The 15479-nt window shown below is 56.8% G+C and carries 13 protein-coding genes; 3 read left to right on the forward strand and 10 right to left on the reverse strand.

Annotated elements, in window-relative coordinates:
- The first annotated feature begins 14 nt into the window (after positions 1–14).
- On the forward strand, positions 15–776 hold the full coding sequence (locus AU11_RS09785; protein WP_043319066.1) for an ABC transporter permease: 762 nt from the start codon (positions 15–17) through the stop codon (positions 774–776).
- Between the two features lie 70 nt (positions 777–846).
- Here the strand turns inward: AU11_RS09785 and AU11_RS09790 are convergent, their stop codons facing one another.
- Entirely contained in the window at positions 847–1497 is a 651-nt protein-coding gene (locus tag AU11_RS09790; RefSeq protein WP_051687331.1) for a TetR/AcrR family transcriptional regulator, read from the reverse strand.
- 248 nt (positions 1498–1745) lie between these two features.
- Here AU11_RS09790 and AU11_RS09795 point away from each other — a divergent pair, with 248 nt between their 5' ends.
- Positions 1746–2894: an efflux RND transporter periplasmic adaptor subunit gene (locus AU11_RS09795; RefSeq protein ID WP_043319068.1), complete on the forward strand. Its 1149-nt coding sequence runs from the start codon at positions 1746–1748 to the stop codon at positions 2892–2894.
- A gap of 52 nt (positions 2895–2946) precedes the next feature.
- Positions 2947–6039, forward strand: coding sequence for an efflux RND transporter permease subunit (locus AU11_RS09800; protein ID WP_043319070.1), 3093 nt, complete (start codon positions 2947–2949; stop codon positions 6037–6039).
- Positions 6040–6124: 85 nt separating this feature from the next.
- Here the strand turns inward: AU11_RS09800 and AU11_RS09805 are convergent, their stop codons facing one another.
- The 9 genes from AU11_RS09805 to AU11_RS09845 form a co-directional block, all read right to left on the reverse strand.
- Positions 6125–7048 carry a glycerophosphodiester phosphodiesterase gene (locus AU11_RS09805; RefSeq protein ID WP_051687144.1) on the reverse strand — a complete coding sequence of 308 codons (924 nt, stop codon included), beginning with the start codon at positions 7046–7048 and terminating at the stop codon, positions 6125–6127.
- Positions 7049–7098: 50 nt separating this feature from the next.
- Positions 7099–7911, reverse strand: coding sequence for a glycerophosphodiester phosphodiesterase (locus AU11_RS09810; protein WP_156035252.1), 813 nt, complete (start codon positions 7909–7911; stop codon positions 7099–7101).
- 37 nt (positions 7912–7948) lie between these two features.
- Complete coding sequence (locus AU11_RS09815) at positions 7949–9367, reverse strand: hypothetical protein (protein ID WP_051687146.1); 1419 nt, start codon at positions 9365–9367, stop codon at positions 7949–7951.
- Between the two features lie 256 nt (positions 9368–9623).
- A complete protein-coding gene (locus tag AU11_RS09820; RefSeq protein ID WP_043319072.1) occupies positions 9624–10748 on the reverse strand; it encodes an ABC transporter permease in 1125 nt (374 codons plus the stop codon).
- Positions 10745–11719, reverse strand: a complete 975-nt coding sequence (locus AU11_RS09825; protein ID WP_231491817.1) for an ABC transporter ATP-binding protein — start codon at positions 11717–11719, stop codon at positions 10745–10747. Before AU11_RS09825 ends, AU11_RS09820 begins: the two co-directional genes overlap by 4 nt.
- Positions 11709–12899, reverse strand: a complete 1191-nt coding sequence (locus AU11_RS09830) for an HlyD family secretion protein (RefSeq protein WP_081848048.1) — start codon at positions 12897–12899, stop codon at positions 11709–11711. The genes AU11_RS09825 and AU11_RS09830 overlap by 11 nt, the downstream gene beginning before the upstream one ends.
- 7 nt (positions 12900–12906) lie before the next feature.
- A complete protein-coding gene (locus tag AU11_RS09835) occupies positions 12907–13689 on the reverse strand; it encodes an outer membrane protein OmpK (RefSeq protein WP_197023815.1) in 783 nt (260 codons plus the stop codon).
- On the reverse strand, positions 13686–14921 hold the full coding sequence (locus AU11_RS09840) for a c-type cytochrome (RefSeq protein WP_051687147.1): 1236 nt from the start codon (positions 14919–14921) through the stop codon (positions 13686–13688). The genes AU11_RS09835 and AU11_RS09840 overlap by 4 nt, the downstream gene beginning before the upstream one ends.
- Complete coding sequence (locus AU11_RS09845) at positions 14922–15467, reverse strand: (2Fe-2S)-binding protein (protein ID WP_043319074.1); 546 nt, start codon at positions 15465–15467, stop codon at positions 14922–14924.
- Positions 15468–15479 lie beyond the last annotated feature (12 nt).

The raw sequence follows: 15479 nt of genomic DNA on the forward strand, positions 1-15479 counted from the left end.
GAGGAGTTTGTCGGATGAATGTTTACGGTATCCGCGCCATTTACCAGTTTGAAATGGCCCGCACCGGGCGCACCCTGATGCAGAGCATCGCCTGGCCGGTGATTTCCACCTGCCTGTACTTTATCGTTTTCGGCACCGCCATCGGCGGTCGCCTGGGCGAAATCGAGGGGGTGAGTTACGGAGCGTTTATTATTCCCGGGCTGATCATGCTGTCGCTGTTGTCGGAAAGTATTTCCAATGCGTCGTTCGGCATTTTCTTCCCCAAATTCAGCGGCACCATTTACGAGGTGCTTTCCGCTCCAGTATCCGCGTTTGAGATCGTCGCCGGCTATGTAGGCGCGGCGGCCACCAAGTCGGTCATTATCGGCATACTGATTCTCATCACCGCGCGTTTTTTTGTGGACTACGAGATCGCCCATCCCTTCTGGATGATCGGCTTTCTTATTCTCACCGCAGTCACCTTCAGTATGTTCGGTTTTATTATCGGCGTGTGGGCCGATGATTTTCAGAAGCTGCAGATTATTCCGCTGATGGTGATCACCCCGCTGACATTTCTCGGTGGTGCTTTCTACTCCATCAATATGCTGCCGGAGTTCTGGCAGAAGGTAACCCTGTTTAACCCGGTGGTGTATCTGATCAGCGGTTTTCGCTGGGCGTTTTACGGCGTCTCCGATGTCAATGTTGGAATCAGTCTCGGCATGACACTGCTGTTCCTGTTTGCCTGCATGACCGCGGTGTGGTGGATTTTCCGTACCGGCTACAAGATCCGTACCTGATTCAGCATCGCCCTAACAAAAAAGCCCGCGGAAGCATGCTCCCGCGGGCTTTTTCAATCGGTCATCAATCTCAGTGAGGCTGGTAACCCCGGCAGAACACTCGCACCACTTCCGCTACATGTTCTGTAATTTCCTCTTGCGCGGGAGGTTCGGTACACCCGAGCATAATCTGAATGTGTCGGCACCCTCCCTGCAACATGCCGAAAAACAACTCCGAGGCACGCTCGGTGTCCGGTATCTGCAACTGCCCCAGCTCACAGGCCCGATTGAGGAAACGCGTCATTTCATTGCGGGTACGCATCGGACCGGCCTCGTAAAACAGATTGGCCATGGTCTGATCCTGGGCGCCCACGGCACTGATCAGGCGCATCAGTTTCATGGAGTCCTCGTGGTACAACATCTCCAGAAAAGCCTCGCCGATCTGTTGCAACATTTCCACAACCGGCACCCCGGGCTCGAGGGTAAACATCACCACCGGCATCTGGCTGCAGCACTTGTCTTCAATGGCATCCGTAAACAGCGTCTCCTTGTCAGAGAAATGGCTGTACACCGTCAGCTTGGAGACACCCGCCGCGCTGGCCACAGCGTCCATGCTGGTACCGGTAAATCCGTGGGTGAGAAACAGGTGCTTGGCCGCATGCAGAATGGCCTGCCGCTTGGCCGGGTCTTTGGGGCGGCCGCGGCTGGTCGGGGCGGTACTGCTGGAATTTATAGAGCTCATGGTCGTCATCGTCTTCGTGTTGCGCGCTACCCAACCCCGCTTGCTGGTTGATGAAGCACACGCTCGCGCCCACTGAATTAGTGGACTCGCGAGTTTAATATACTTACTATACTCGCCAGTACAGAATAGAGTCCGGCGCAGTATGGCAGACAACTGTACCAGTTTCTGCCGACATCCCCGACCCCAAAGTCACCCGCCGGAATTTCCGACTCCAACGCAACCCGTGCCCCACAGGGATTGAGGTAATCATGCACCGCTTCCTCCCCCATAACGCTTCCGCACTCAAATGGTCCACCACCTTGCTGGCTGCACTATCCCTTGTCGCCTGCTCGACATCGGACCCGGAAAGCACCAAGCCTCCGCGCCCGGCCATCGTAGTGCACCCCACAGCGTCCGGCAGCCAGCTCGCGGTCTACCCGGGAGAGGTTCGCGCCCGCTATGAGCCGGCACTGGCCTTCCGGGTCGGCGGCGCGGTTACCCGCCGCCTGGTGGATGTGGGAGATAGAGTGAGACAGGGCCAGCCTTTGGCTGAACTGGATGCGCAAGACCTGCAATTGCAGCGCGACGCCGCCCGCGCTCAGCTGCAGGCGGCGCAGACTGAAAATCGCAACGCCAGCAATGAGCTCGCACGCTACCGCGACCTGCTGGAGCGGAAACTGATCGGGGAATCCCAGTTTGATACCGTAAAGACGCGCCACGACAGCAGTGTGGCCCAGCTTGAGCGGGCCCGCGCCCAATGGAAGGTGGCGGAAAACCAGGCCAACTACGCAACCCTCAAGGCCCCCAGCGACGGAGTCATCACCGGTCGCAGTATTGATGCCGGACAGGTTGTCAGCGCCGGTCAGACGGTATTTACCATGGCGTCAGATGGGGAGCGGGAGGTCCTGATCGACCTACCGGAACAGGAAGTAACCCGCTTTGCCCTAGGCCAGCCGGTAACCATCGAGCTGTGGTCCGCACCCGGAGCCCCGATTCACGGAAAGGTGCGGGAGCTCTCTCCTGCTGCAGAGTCTGGCCTGCGCACCTTTGAAGCGCGCATCGCGTTTTCGCCAGACGGCAACGCCGAGGGTAAACCCCAGCTGGGCCAGAGCGCCCGAGTATATGCACGCACGGATTCAAAGCGCCCTACCCAGCGGCTGCCCATGTCTGCGATTACCGCCGATGGGGCCGAAGCCTTCGTATGGCGCATGGACCCCGACACCTTCACGCTGCACAAGGTGGCGGTCACCGTCGCCAATTACGGCCACGAGTATGCAGAGGTGATCTCCAGCCTTGCCCCTCAGGACTGGGTAGTGTCCGCCGGCACCCAGCTGGTTCGCGAAGGCCAACGGGTGCGCCCGGTAGATCGTCAGAACAGACCGATAGAGGCCGACGACCGCCTGGCACAAAGCCTCTGACGCAACGCCACTGACGCCTGACAAAAAACACTGCATCTACGGACACAATACGATGTCATTCAATCTCTCAGAGTGGGCACTGAAGAATAAACCACTGGTGCTCTACACCATGCTTGTGCTCGGCCTTATCGGGGCGATTTCGTATACGCAACTGGGGCAAAGCGAGGATCCCCCCTTCACCTTCAAGGTCATGGTGGTAAATACCCTTTGGCCGGGCGCCAGTGCAGAAGAGGTCTCACGCCAGGTCACCGAGCGCATCGAGAAAAAACTGATGGAGACCGGGGACTACCAGCGCATAACCTCTTTCTCCCGCCCGGGCCAATCCCAGGTGATGTTTATGGCCAGGGACGATATGCGCTCAGCGGAGGTTCCCGACCTCTGGTATCAGGTGCGCAAGAAAGTCGGAGATATCCGCCACACACTGCCGACGGATATTCAGGGCCCGTTTTTTAATGACGAATTTGGCACTACCTTTGGCAATATCTACGCCCTCACCGGCCAGGGTTTTGATTATGCGCTGATGAAGGACTACGCCGATCGGCTGCAGCTCGCCTTGCAGCGGGTTGAGGACGTCGGCAAGGTTGAACTGCTCGGTCTGCAGGACGAGAAAGTCTGGGTGGAAATCTCCAATGCCAAACTGGCTTCCCTGGGGATTTCTCTCTCCGCCGTACAATCGGTGTTGCAGGCGCAAAACCAGATGGCGGACGCCGGGATTGTGGAGGCCGTCAGCGACCGCGTACGTATCCGCATCAGTGGCCAATTCCGTAGCGTAGAGGAAATCCGCCAGTTCCCGATTCACGCCAACGGCCATACCCTGACCCTGGGCGATATCGCCGACGTGCGGCGCGGCTTTAGTGATCCACCGCAACCGCGGATGCGTTTTATGGGCGAAGATGCCATCGGCATTGCCGTGTCCATGAAGAGTGGTGGCGACATCCTGCAACTGGGCGAGCGCCTGGACGCTGCGATGGAATCTCTGCAACAGGACCTGCCCATCGGCCTTTCCCTGAGCAAGGTATCCGACCAGCCCGCGGCAGTAAAAAGCAGCGTGGGTGAATTTGTCAAAGTGCTGATCGAGGCATTGGTCATCGTAATGCTGGTGAGTTTTTTCTCACTGGGATTCCGCACCGGGCTGGTGGTGGCACTGTCGATCCCGCTGGTGCTGGCGATGACCTTTGCGCTGATGAATTACTTTGATATCGGCCTGCACAAGATTTCCCTTGGTGCACTGGTGTTGGCGCTGGGACTGATGGTGGACGATGCCATCATCGCCGTGGAGATGATGGCGATCAAAATGGAACAGGGTCTGAGCCGGTTGAAGGCAGCAGGCTTCGCCTGGAACAGTACTGCGTTTCCGATGTTGACTGGAACCCTGATCACCGCCGCGGGTTTCCTGCCCATTGCCACCGCGCAGTCCGGCACCGGGGAGTACACTCGCTCAATTTTTCAGGTGGTGACACTATCCCTGCTCGCCTCCTGGGTAGCGGCAGTAGTATTTGTGCCCTACTTGGGTAACCGCCTGCTGCCGGAACATGGCGGTCACGGATCGACCTCTCAAAATGATCCGTACAGCAAACCCTTTTATCAGCGCTTCCGCCGCATCCTCAACTGGTGCCTGCACTATCGCAAAACAGTATTGCTACTGAGCGTAGTTATTTTTGTCGGTGCGATTTTTCTGTTCCGCTTTGTGCCGCAACAGTTCTTCCCCTCGTCGGCTCGCCTGGAGCTGATGGTGGATTTGAAACTGAGTGAAGGCGCTTCCCTGCACGCCACCGAGGGGCAGGCCTTGCGTCTGGAGGAACTGCTGTCACAGAACCCACTGGTGGAAAACTATGTAGCTTATGTGGGCACCGGTTCACCGCGCTTTTACCTGCCGCTGGATCAGCAGCTGCCCGCCGCCAGTTTTGCCCAGTTTGTGGTGTTGACCCGCAGCGTGGAGGAGCGGGAACAGGTACGCCAATGGCTGATCTCCACCCTGAGCGAACAGTTCCCGTCGGTACGCACACGGGTCTCGCGGCTGGAGAACGGACCGCCGGTGGGGTATCCAGTGCAGTTCCGGGTTTCGGGTGAACATATCGGCGAAGCCCGCCGAATTGCCCGGGAAGTGGCCGCGGTGGTGCGCGAAAATGAAGACGTGGCCAATGTGCACCTGGACTGGGAAGAACCCAGCAAGGTCGTGAAACTGGATATCGACCAGGCCCGCGCACGGGAAATGGGGGTTAGCACAGCCTCCCTGTCTCGCGCACTGCAGGGCTCACTGTCCGGCACCGCAGTGGGCCAATACCGCGAAGACAATGAACTGATCACCGTCGCTGTACGGGGGCAGGAGCGGGAACGGCAGGCATTGGAACAGCTGGGTAACCTGGCGATACAGACCGATGCCGGAAACTCACTGCCGCTGAACCAGATCGCAACCCTCGACTACGGCTTTGAAGAAGGGGTTATCTGGCACCGGGATCGCCTGCCCACGGTGACGGTGCGCGCGGATATATATGGCACCGAGCAACCGGCAACCGTAGTGGCCAGTATCTGGCCGCAGCTTCAGGGAGTCCGCGATGGGTTGCCGCCCGGCTATCTGTTGGAGGTCGGCGGCAGTGTGGAGGAATCCGCACGCGGCCAGGACTCCGTCAATGCCGGTATGCCGCTGTTTATTTTTGTGGTGTTCACCCTGCTGATGTTACAGCTGCGCAGCTTCTCCCTGTCCACCATGGTGTTTCTCACCGCGCCACTGGGTATTATCGGTGTCACCCTGTTCCTGCTGCTGTTCAACCAGCCATTTGGTTTTGTCGCCATGCTCGGCACTATTGCCCTGGCTGGCATGATCATGCGCAACTCGGTCATTCTGGTGGACCAGATAGAACAGGATAAACGCCAGGGGCTCGCCCCCTGGGATGCCATTGTAGAATCCACCGTGCGCCGCTTCCGCCCGATTGTACTGACGGCGCTGACAGCGGTGCTGGCGATGATTCCGTTATCTCGCAGTGATTTCTTCGGTCCCATGGCAGTGGCAATTATGGGTGGACTGATCGTGGCCACCGCACTGACGCTGCTGTTCTTGCCCGCCCTGTATGCAGCGTGGTTCCGGGTTGAGAAGTCAGAGGAAAGCGATGCGGCGGAAAGTGCCTTACCTGCAACCAGCAGCTAAGTAAAAACAGCTATGTGAAAACAGCAAAAAAGGCTTCCAGAACGGAAGCCTTTTTTGCTTCAGTGGCGGAAGAGCGCATGCTGGTTCAATCGCTCATCTCGTGAAACTCTTGCAACTCCTCAATCACCTGAAACAGCCGATCGGGCCTGTCGGTCATAATTCCATCCACACCCAGTTCAATCAGTCGGCGCATCTCGGCCTCGTCATTCACCGTCCACACGTCGACGCGCACACCATGATCCTGCACCTGGCGCAGACTACTGCGATCCACCAGAGCAATACCATCGTACTCGGTGGGAATATGCAGCGCCTGGTAGCGGGGGCTCAGTAACCGGAAGGCGCGTAACTTGCTGGCTACGGCAAAGATCTTCACCTCATCGGAACCGGCGCCGGTGGCCACCTGCGGGCAGTCCGTGCGCAAGGCATCCACAGCGCTCTGATGGAAGGAGGACACAATCACCAGATTACTTTTGTTGTACGCCTTCAGCTTGCGACAGAGTGAGCGTGCCGCTTCCGGATCCGGGGTTTTCAGCTCGATCACCATCGGGTAGCGAGGATAGGCCTTGAATACTTGATCCACAGTGAGAATACCCTGGGGGTTGTCCCGATAGGGGTAGCTACTGCCATCCTTGCTCCAGTTGTACGCCACATTCAGCTGTCTGAGTTCGGCAAGGGTTTTATCGCGTATGCGCCCTTTGCCGTCGCTGGTTCGGTCGACGGTATCGTCGTGCATCAGCACCAGTTCATCATCGATGGTGGCGTGCACATCCATTTCCAGTACATCCACCTTCATTTCGGCCATTTTCCGTAAAAAAACCGGCGTGTTACCCGGGAAAAGCCCCAGACCGGAATCATCGGCGTGAGAAATCACCAGCGGACGCCGAAACCCCTCGGTCTGATAACTGGGGAACTGCAATCCGGTGTATGGCGCCGGGCGCGCGGCAAGATAGCGCCAGCCGACAAACACCAGCAGAGCGATCAGTAGCAACAACAATAGGCGCTTGATCATTCAACCCTTCCCATTCCGGTATTGACCTGTAATACCCTGCCGCGGAGCTTTCATAACTTACCCTTTAGTATTGATAACAGTCTGTCGGGACGGTCGGTGACGACACCATCTATTCCAATGGTGATCATTTTTTTCATATCCCCAGGATGATTTACGGTCCAGGCGGAAAGGTGCAGGCCGCAGCGGTGTGCTGCCGAGACGAAACGCCGGGTGAAAACCGGGATGCCATAGTAGTGCATGGGTAATTGCATGGCCCGATAGGAAGGAGCGAGGCACCGCTCCGCAAATACCAATTGCGCCATAAAGAACAGCAACGCCTCGGGCAAGGTAGCACCGGTCGCGACACGGGGGCAGATTCGTCGAAAAGTGCGAATCACTCCGTGGTGAAACGAAGACACAACCACCCGTTCATGGCAACGGGCATCCTCTATGGCTTTCGCCAAAGCGCACGCCGCACGTGAGTCGTCATTTTTTAATTCTATGATCATCGGCGCCTGAGGGAATTCAGCAAACGCGTCATCAATGGAAATAAAAGGTTGTGGATTATCCCGGTAGGGGAAATGTTCACCGTCCGTAGACCAGTGATAGGCTGCATTAAGCTCCCGTAGCTCCGCCAGCGATTTATCGCTTACCAGCCCCCGGCCATCACTGGTTCGCTCCAGCGTATCGTCGTGAAGCAGAACAAGATGGTCGTCCGCCGTAAGGTTGAGATCAACCTCCAGTGCATCCACTCCCAGCTCAAGCATTTTACGCAGGTACAGGGATGTATTGCCTGGGTACAAGCCGCGCCCTCGGTCATCCCCATGAGCAATCACCAACGGTCGTGTACCGGGTGATTTGAACCAGGAATTCGTATTACTCAATGGCGTAACACCCGACTCGCTGAATAAAAATCGTCACTCACTTCGCGGGCTCGATTCCAGGAAGTGCCTTTTTCGCTTTATCCGGTTGCGCCACCTGTTCTCGCCAACGCAGAAAGCGCGCCTCTAACCACAGAGGGAAGAATATGACGATATCGTAGATGCGTGCCGCGATGGAACCCGCACGTAATATGCCGGAACCGATAAGGCGCAGAGCCACGGATAAAAGTCGCAGGGAAAAAGAGATAGACACTCCCAACACCGTACGAGTGGCATTAACAAAGCTTTCCAATGGAATCGCCAGAAAGGCCAACACCAAGGGAAAAACAAAGCCCATTACCAATTGTGCAGAGAGGACGACTCTAAATACGCTACTATCCGTGGCTCCCGCACCGGCGGCTACCGCCGAAGCCCCCTCCTGCAAAAGCAATTCACGGGTATACGCCAGGCCAGCGCCCAATGCAGCTAGTAAAATCAGCAGTGACAGTGATACCCACAATATACGGGCACGAACCCGATCACTGAGCGCACCGATGGCAGGGAAGAGTCTGGTGATTCGCAGGGATTCCATCGTAAAAATACCTAGAGTGATTTCTACCAGAATCACCACCAGTGCCGAAATGTCCGCGAAATGGTAATCACCGAAATAGCTCGCGCCCTCCCACATTGCCCCCATGGGTCGGGCAATCAAATGGAAGTTGATAAACACGCAACCCGCAGCAGCCACCAGCAGCAACCCGGAAACAATGAACTGACTCATGGAGGAGGACGACAGTATACGCAGGGCGCGGTCAGTGCCTTGCACGATCTCCTCGTAGCGCTCCATATGACGATCAACCTGTCGGGCGCGTTGCTGTACCGAGGAGACGGCCTTGTTCACTTTACCAAGACTGTTCAGGATAGAGCGCCATGCCGGCATCATGCGCTTAAGTAACTGGTGGCGCTCACGGGCCGATTCCCGATAGGCCTCCAGAGCCTTGCTTTCGGCTTTCCGCATGGAACCGTGAATGGTTTCCAATACATCGGCCACCACCGGATCCTGATTGGATGGGATTTCAGCAACTGCCTTGATGGCCTTGGCCCAGTTGCTGGGCGCCGGCGGTACTTCGGCGCTGCGTACATAGTCTTCATCAATGGCTGCGAGTTGCTCGCACAGACGGCGGTGCAATGCGGGATACTGCGCAAGCTCTTTTTTCATCGAGTGCTCAATGCGTTCAATGTCCCGCTCTATCTGCCGCTCGCTCGCTTCGCGTCCCAAGGCCAGTAATACCTCACGATTGCGTAGCTGCAAGCGCGCGTCAGCAGCAGCAACCGCGTTGGCGCCGAGCCGGAATGACTGGTGGAACAGGCGGGCTACCGCATAGATCCCCTGATGCACTGGCTTGCGAGCAAGAAACAGTGCGACCAGCCCAATCAAAAACCACAACCACGGCGGTAAACTATAGAGTAACTCGGCCATGGTACAGCGTCCTCCCTGCTGGTATGCAGCAATATTATTCTGTTTTCAGACCCGTGAAACCTTCGGGTAACCGCTGTTGTCATCCTTTGTGCGGTAGGTGTAAATGCTACCAACTGTGCGAAAAGGATTCCCGTGGAGAATTCCACAAATGCTGTAAAAAGAAAGCCGGGCGCGCTGAAATAACGGACAGATCGGCATGTAAGTCAACCGGTAAATGCATTTCGCGCCAGCCGGCCCGGCGTCGCCGCCGGGAGGGTCAATCCAGACTTTTGTTGAAGCGCAGAATCGCGAGGCTCATCATCACTCCGATGAACACCAGAAGGGCCAGAAGGTCCGGCCACAACTCCAGAATATCCGCACCGCGCAACATCACCCCCCGAATCAGACGCAGAAAGTGTGTGAGCGGTAACACTTCCGCCAGCCACTGAGCCGCCTCAGGCATACCGTCAAACGGAAACATAAACCCGGAAAGCAGAATCGAAGGCAGAAATACAAAAAAAGTCATCTGCATCGCCTGGAACTGGGACTGGGCACGGGTAGAAATCAGCAGGCCCATTGCCAGATTGGCAAGGATCAACAACAGCGCAGCCAGGTACACATCAAGCAGACTTCCGCGAATAGGCACGCTGAACAGCAGCATCCCCAGTATCAGGATCAGGCTGGTCTGTATGAGGCCGATCAACCCGTAAGGCAGTACCTTGCCAATCATCAGTTCCGCACTGCTTACAGGGGTGGCGATCAGCAACTCCATATTACCCCTTTCCCGCTCCCGCACGATTGCTACAGAGGTAAACATCACCATGGTCATGGTTAGAATGATACCGATCAATCCAGGGACAATATTGATGGCAGAAACCCGTTGCGGGTTGTAGAACGATACAATACGGATAGGCGTTTCCGGAAACGGAACCGAAGACTGCCGGTTCGGCAACAATATATTATTTTCCGGTGGCGGCTCGCCAATCGGCATCTGGGCCAGCTGTGCCGCAGCGCTCTGCACTACCGTATCGCTACCATCCACCAGAATCTGTACCGCCTCCTGGCCAACCGCGAGGCGGCGCTCGTAGTCGAACGGAATGACCACGCCCACACTGATCTCGCCCCGCCGCAGCATATCCATCAGCTGCTCTGGAGTTCGCGCGGTCGCCACCGGTCGAATGACTTCCGTCGCAAGCATGTCCATAACAAGCTGACGTGAAGCGCTGGTGAGGGACTGGTCCGCAATCGCCGCTGGCAGATGCCTCAGATTCAGGTTAATCGCGTAGCCAAACAACACTAACTGCATGACCGGAATACCAACAATCATCGCCAGGGTCATCCGGTCACGTCGCAACTGGCGGAACTCCTTCAGCAACACCGCGTAAAGACGACGCCAGTTCACGACCGCGGTTCCGTATCCGCCGTGACGCCCCGCCGCGCAGGCCGTCGGTGAGTCACCGAGACAAACACATCCTCAAGGGTCGCACTGACTGGCGCCACGCGTGCATCGCTTTCCTGTGCTCGCAAGGCTTCCTGCACGTGCTTCAGAATCTCGGCCGCGTTCTGCTGACCATCGGTCAGCACCCTCAGGTTGTTACCAATTTGCGCGGCGCTAATTACCCCCGGAACCCGTAATACCCGCTGGCGAGCTGCCCGCTGATTATGCGCTTCCACCAACAGGGTGCGCCCTTCCAATGCCCCGGTGAGTTCGCCGGGTGAACCGTCGGCCACGAGCCGCCCGCGGTCGAGAATTGCCAGCCGGTGGCAGCGTTCCGCCTCATCCATATAATGCGTGGATACCAGAATTGTGGTGCCGCTGTCGGTGAGTTCGAACAGTTTTTCCCAGAAGTCCCGTCGCGACTCCGGATCCACTGCGCTGGTAGGTTCATCCAGAAACAATAACTCAGGCTTGTGGATTACCGCTCCGGCAAGTGCCAGCCGCTGTTTCTGACCTCCGCTCATGGTGCCGGCCAATTGCCCGGCACGCTCCTCAAAATGGTATTCCACCAGTAATTCATCAATGCGCCGTCGCGCCTGGCGGGCCGGCATATTCTGCACTGCTGCGAGAAACTCCAGGTTTTCACGCACCGTAAGATCGGTAAACAGGGAGAACTGTTGTGTCATATAACCGATATGACGGCGCAACGCTTCCGCCTGTGCGGGGACCTCGAACCCCAGAACTTCCATTTCACCTGCCGAGGGTGTCAACAGCCCACACAACATGCGAATACTGGTGGACTTGCCGGAACCATTCGGCCCAAGGAACCCATAGATCTGTTGGCTGGGCACCGTAAGATCGACCTGATCCACCGCCAGCAGTCTGCCAAATTGCTTGCTGAGCCCACGGGCACGGATGGCGATGTCATTTGCCACCGTCGTCGGACTCCCGGACTGCTGGCGCAGCACTCTCAGGGTTGTGTGAGGGGTGAAGGCTTCGCGCATTGGGCAGTGTATTGCCCCGGGCTTCAGGTAAGTATGAGGAGTCTGGATCCAGCGCCCTGCTCATTGCCGCACTCTGCGGATACTCTTCCTCACTTACGGTCCCGGGCAGAAATATTACCTGAAGCGGGAGTCCCGCTGGTAACCGGTCAGCCCCCACACCTTTGCGCAACTGGATTTCCGCGATATAGCTGAGGCGCGCCACATCATCGCCAGTAAGCGCGTAGTACGGAGTGAAAGACGGTTCGTTACGCACCATGCGTACCCGGCCGTCGAATACTGTGTGCCGGTTCTGTGCAGCATCCTTCTTTAAGGTATTAGCGCGCACAGCGCGGGAATCCAGTGTCACCCGTGCCCGCCCACCCACGGCGATATTCCGTCGTAGTGACTGGGGTACATATACACGCGCGTATGGTGTTACGCCGCTCAACAATATCACCAGCGCCCCACCGACCGGTGCCTGATCGCCCAGTTTGAAGGGAATACTATCCACTACCCCGGCACGCGGCGCACGTAAACTTAACTTATCCAGAAGTACCCGCTGCGCATTTGCCTGAGCGCGTGCCGCAGCCAGAGATGCTTCGCCCTGATCGATATCTTCCACCCGCGTACCGCGCTCCAGCTCCTGTACCTGTTCGAGGGCTGCACGCACCTGCGCTCGCGCGCTTTCCGCCGCCGCACGGGCGCCATCGATATCCGACCGGGATGCGTAATCCTTTTTACCGAGGGCTAGCAGGCGCTGATAATCCGCTTCGCTATCCACCTGATTTGCACGGGCCGCTGCAAGGTCGGCTTTAGCGCGCTCGATTTCCTCGATCCGGGGGCCCGCACGCAGTTCGATAAGTGCGGCCTGCTCCCGCGCGACCATGGCTTCGGCGCTGTTTAATTTTGCCAGGGCTTCCGAGGGGTCCAGATCGAGAAGCCGCTGACCAGCCTCGACACGCTCACCTTCCCGCACATATATCCGTACAATCTTTTCCGCGGCCGGAGCGGGCAGTGCGATTCGATCCCATTCCAGGGTGCCCAGTGCAATCTCATCCCGCTCTGCACACGCCGTCAGGCAAAGTACAACCGAAAGGACGATACCTTGTATGCTCAGGGGCGAAGTCCACATTGCCGCATCAGAAGCGCCACACAAGCAGCGCCTGTACAGTGCTCTCGGTAATATCAACCCCAAGTTTGTTGCGCCAGTACTGATATTCTATGCCGACGAATATCTGCTTGGGGCTGTTGAACAATGTCTTCCCCATATCCCAGCGAAACTGGGGCTGAGCAAACACCCAGCTTTTTACATCGCCGAACTCACTGGTGCGATTGTGAATATATTCAATGTGCCCCTCGATACTGAAGTCCTGTTTACCAATACTGAACGGGAAGGCACCATTAAAATCGATCATGTAGCTATCACCCTCTTTGGGCGCGCTGTCGCCATAGCCGATGTCTTTGTATCCGGTAATATCGGTATTCAGAAAAGCCTCCCCCGGAAGCTTCCACGCCACACGAACGCCGGGAAGAAATTTTTCCACATTGGCATCCGCGGAATAGTTAAATCCGGCAATAATTCCCAGATCCTTGACCGGCCCAAAGCTCAGGTCACATCCGGTTATTTTTCCGAGACTGAAATTCGGGTACCACTCTGCATACACATCGGTATCGTTAAAACCGTCGCGTTCCCCGTCATTGATAAAGTCCACGAAGAAAAAATTATCGCCGTACTTCCAACCACTGGCGTGCTGCAAGGTAAGAATCGTGGTGCTGGTTGTACCACCTGTAAACGGATTGTCCAGACGGCCATACTGTAGCTGTGCCTCGGTTGTCGACCATTCTGCCGCTATCCCGGGCAGGGAGGTGAGACACCCGAGAACAATGACCAAACGGCTGCCTAGATGCTGAATAGAATTCACTTTTTCTCTCCGATAAAACCATGCTTGCGGAGATCTTCACGAATCTTTGCCACTTGATCCTCCGTTACTTCCCCGCCGGGATCGCCCCAGGCGGTCCGCATAAAATTGACCAGCCCGGCAACACGTGCATCACTGAGTTCACTGGCAAACCCAGGCATACCAGCGCGGGCATTGGTGCGACTCATCCGCTGAGCTGGCAACCCCCGCAGTATCACGGCAATAGTGTTATAGGGATTTTCACCGCGGACGCCGGCATTGCGATCCATTGCCGGAGCGAAGGCAATCGTGGTGCCAGTACCTTCCCGCCCATGACAGGCGGCACAGTAGGCCACAAAATCCCCTCGGCCCTCGGGATAATTGTCGGCTGCGCTTCCTGGATTGCCGCCAACATCGCCACTCGCTTCGGCTGCGGTCTCGTTACCATCCAGAAGGTAGGTAATCATGGCGTCGAGATCACTGTCAGACAGGTGACTCAGACTGTGTTTCACCACACGGAACATTTCACCAAAAGCGGCCCCCGGCTCACTGGCTCCGGACCTGAACAATTCCCGCAGGCTCGCCCTGTCCCAGCCCTGACGCTGAAGTGCCTGCGGGCGAATATCGACCGCATCCCACCCTTCGAGCACATTGCCTGCCAATGACTCGTCTCGTTTCAGGGCAAATGCAAAGTTCCGCGGCGTGTGGCACTCACCACAATGTCCCAGAGCATTGACCAGATAGTTACCCCGCTGCCACTCCGGGCTTTTGCCTGCAATCTCACTTACAGGCTGTCGGTCGAAAAATGCCAGATTCCAGGCTTTCAGACCAAAGCGCAGGTTTGCAGGAAAGAGCAGATCATTTTTCGGAGCGACATACTCGACCGCTGGCAGTTGCATGAAGTAGGCGTACAAGGCTGCTATGTCGTCATCAGTGATCCGGTAATAGGAGGTGTACGGCATCGCAGGGTACAGATTGCCATGCAAGCCTACCCCCCGGCGCATGGAAGCTGCGAAATCCTGCAGGGTGTAATGACCAATACCCGTTTTCTTATCCGGGGTGATGTTTGTCGAATACAGTATTCCAAACGGGGTATGGAATGGCCGGCCGCCGACGAAGGGGCGTCCATTGGACGAGGTATGGCAGGCCACACAATCCGCCGCAGTCGCAAGATATCGCCCTGTCTCAATCGGCGTTTGTGCACCACTAAATCCGGCGCTCAGTACAGACAACAGTAGCAAAATGATCCGGCCCATTTAATCCGCCTCCTTGACCAGCCCCGGAGTGGATTCAATAACCTCACGCACCGCGCGAAAGTAGCGTACGTAACCGGTACAGCGACAAATGTGTTCTCCCAGTGCTTCTTCTATCACCTGCTCGACCTTCCCCGCTGATACAGGTCTGCGCCGGAGGTCATCGATCAACGCAGTGGCAGCGTTCACAAAGCCGGCTGTACACCAGCCGCACTGGAAAGAAAAATTACGCAAGAATGCCTGCTGTACAGGAGACAAGGCCAATACCTCGCCATTGCTATTGCGCTGCGCCTGTCCCTCCACAGTGGTCACGCTGCTACCATTAAACCGACCTACATTGTTGATACAACTGCGCACCGGTTCCAGAGCACCGTCATTACCCTCAACGAGGATGGTGCAGGCCCGGCAAACACCAATACCACAACCAAGCTTGGTACCCGTGAGGTTCAGATACTCCTGCAGAAAGTCCAGCAGGGTGGTGTACTCATCCACCTGCACGGGCCCCACTCGTTCGCCATTGACCACCATTGAAACTGGAATCTTCGCCATAACCTGGTTTCC

The sequence above is a fragment of the Microbulbifer sp. HZ11 genome, from assembly GCF_000708675.1.
Classification (GTDB): domain Bacteria; phylum Pseudomonadota; class Gammaproteobacteria; order Pseudomonadales; family Cellvibrionaceae; genus Microbulbifer.

Excerpts from the sequence above, each read along its gene's own strand:
- AU11_RS09790 (WP_051687331.1), bottom strand. The coding sequence starts at position 1,497 with ATGAGCTCTATAAATTCCAGCAGTACCGCCCCGACCAGCCGCGGCCGC.
- AU11_RS09805 (WP_051687144.1), bottom strand. The coding sequence starts at position 7,048 with ATGATCAAGCGCCTATTGTTGTTGCTACTGATCGCTCTGCTGGTGTTT.
- AU11_RS09800 (WP_043319070.1), top strand. The coding sequence starts at position 2,947 with ATGTCATTCAATCTCTCAGAGTGGGCACTGAAGAATAAACCACTGGTG.
- AU11_RS09845 (WP_043319074.1), bottom strand. The coding sequence starts at position 15,467 with ATGGCGAAGATTCCAGTTTCAATGGTGGTCAATGGCGAACGAGTGGGG.
- AU11_RS09815 (WP_051687146.1), bottom strand. The coding sequence starts at position 9,367 with ATGGCCGAGTTACTCTATAGTTTACCGCCGTGGTTGTGGTTTTTGATT.
- AU11_RS09785 (WP_043319066.1), top strand. The coding sequence starts at position 15 with ATGAATGTTTACGGTATCCGCGCCATTTACCAGTTTGAAATGGCCCGC.
- AU11_RS09840 (WP_051687147.1), bottom strand. The coding sequence starts at position 14,921 with ATGGGCCGGATCATTTTGCTACTGTTGTCTGTACTGAGCGCCGGATTT.
- AU11_RS09795 (WP_043319068.1), top strand. The coding sequence starts at position 1,746 with ATGCACCGCTTCCTCCCCCATAACGCTTCCGCACTCAAATGGTCCACC.
- AU11_RS09830 (WP_081848048.1), bottom strand. The coding sequence starts at position 12,899 with ATGTGGACTTCGCCCCTGAGCATACAAGGTATCGTCCTTTCGGTTGTA.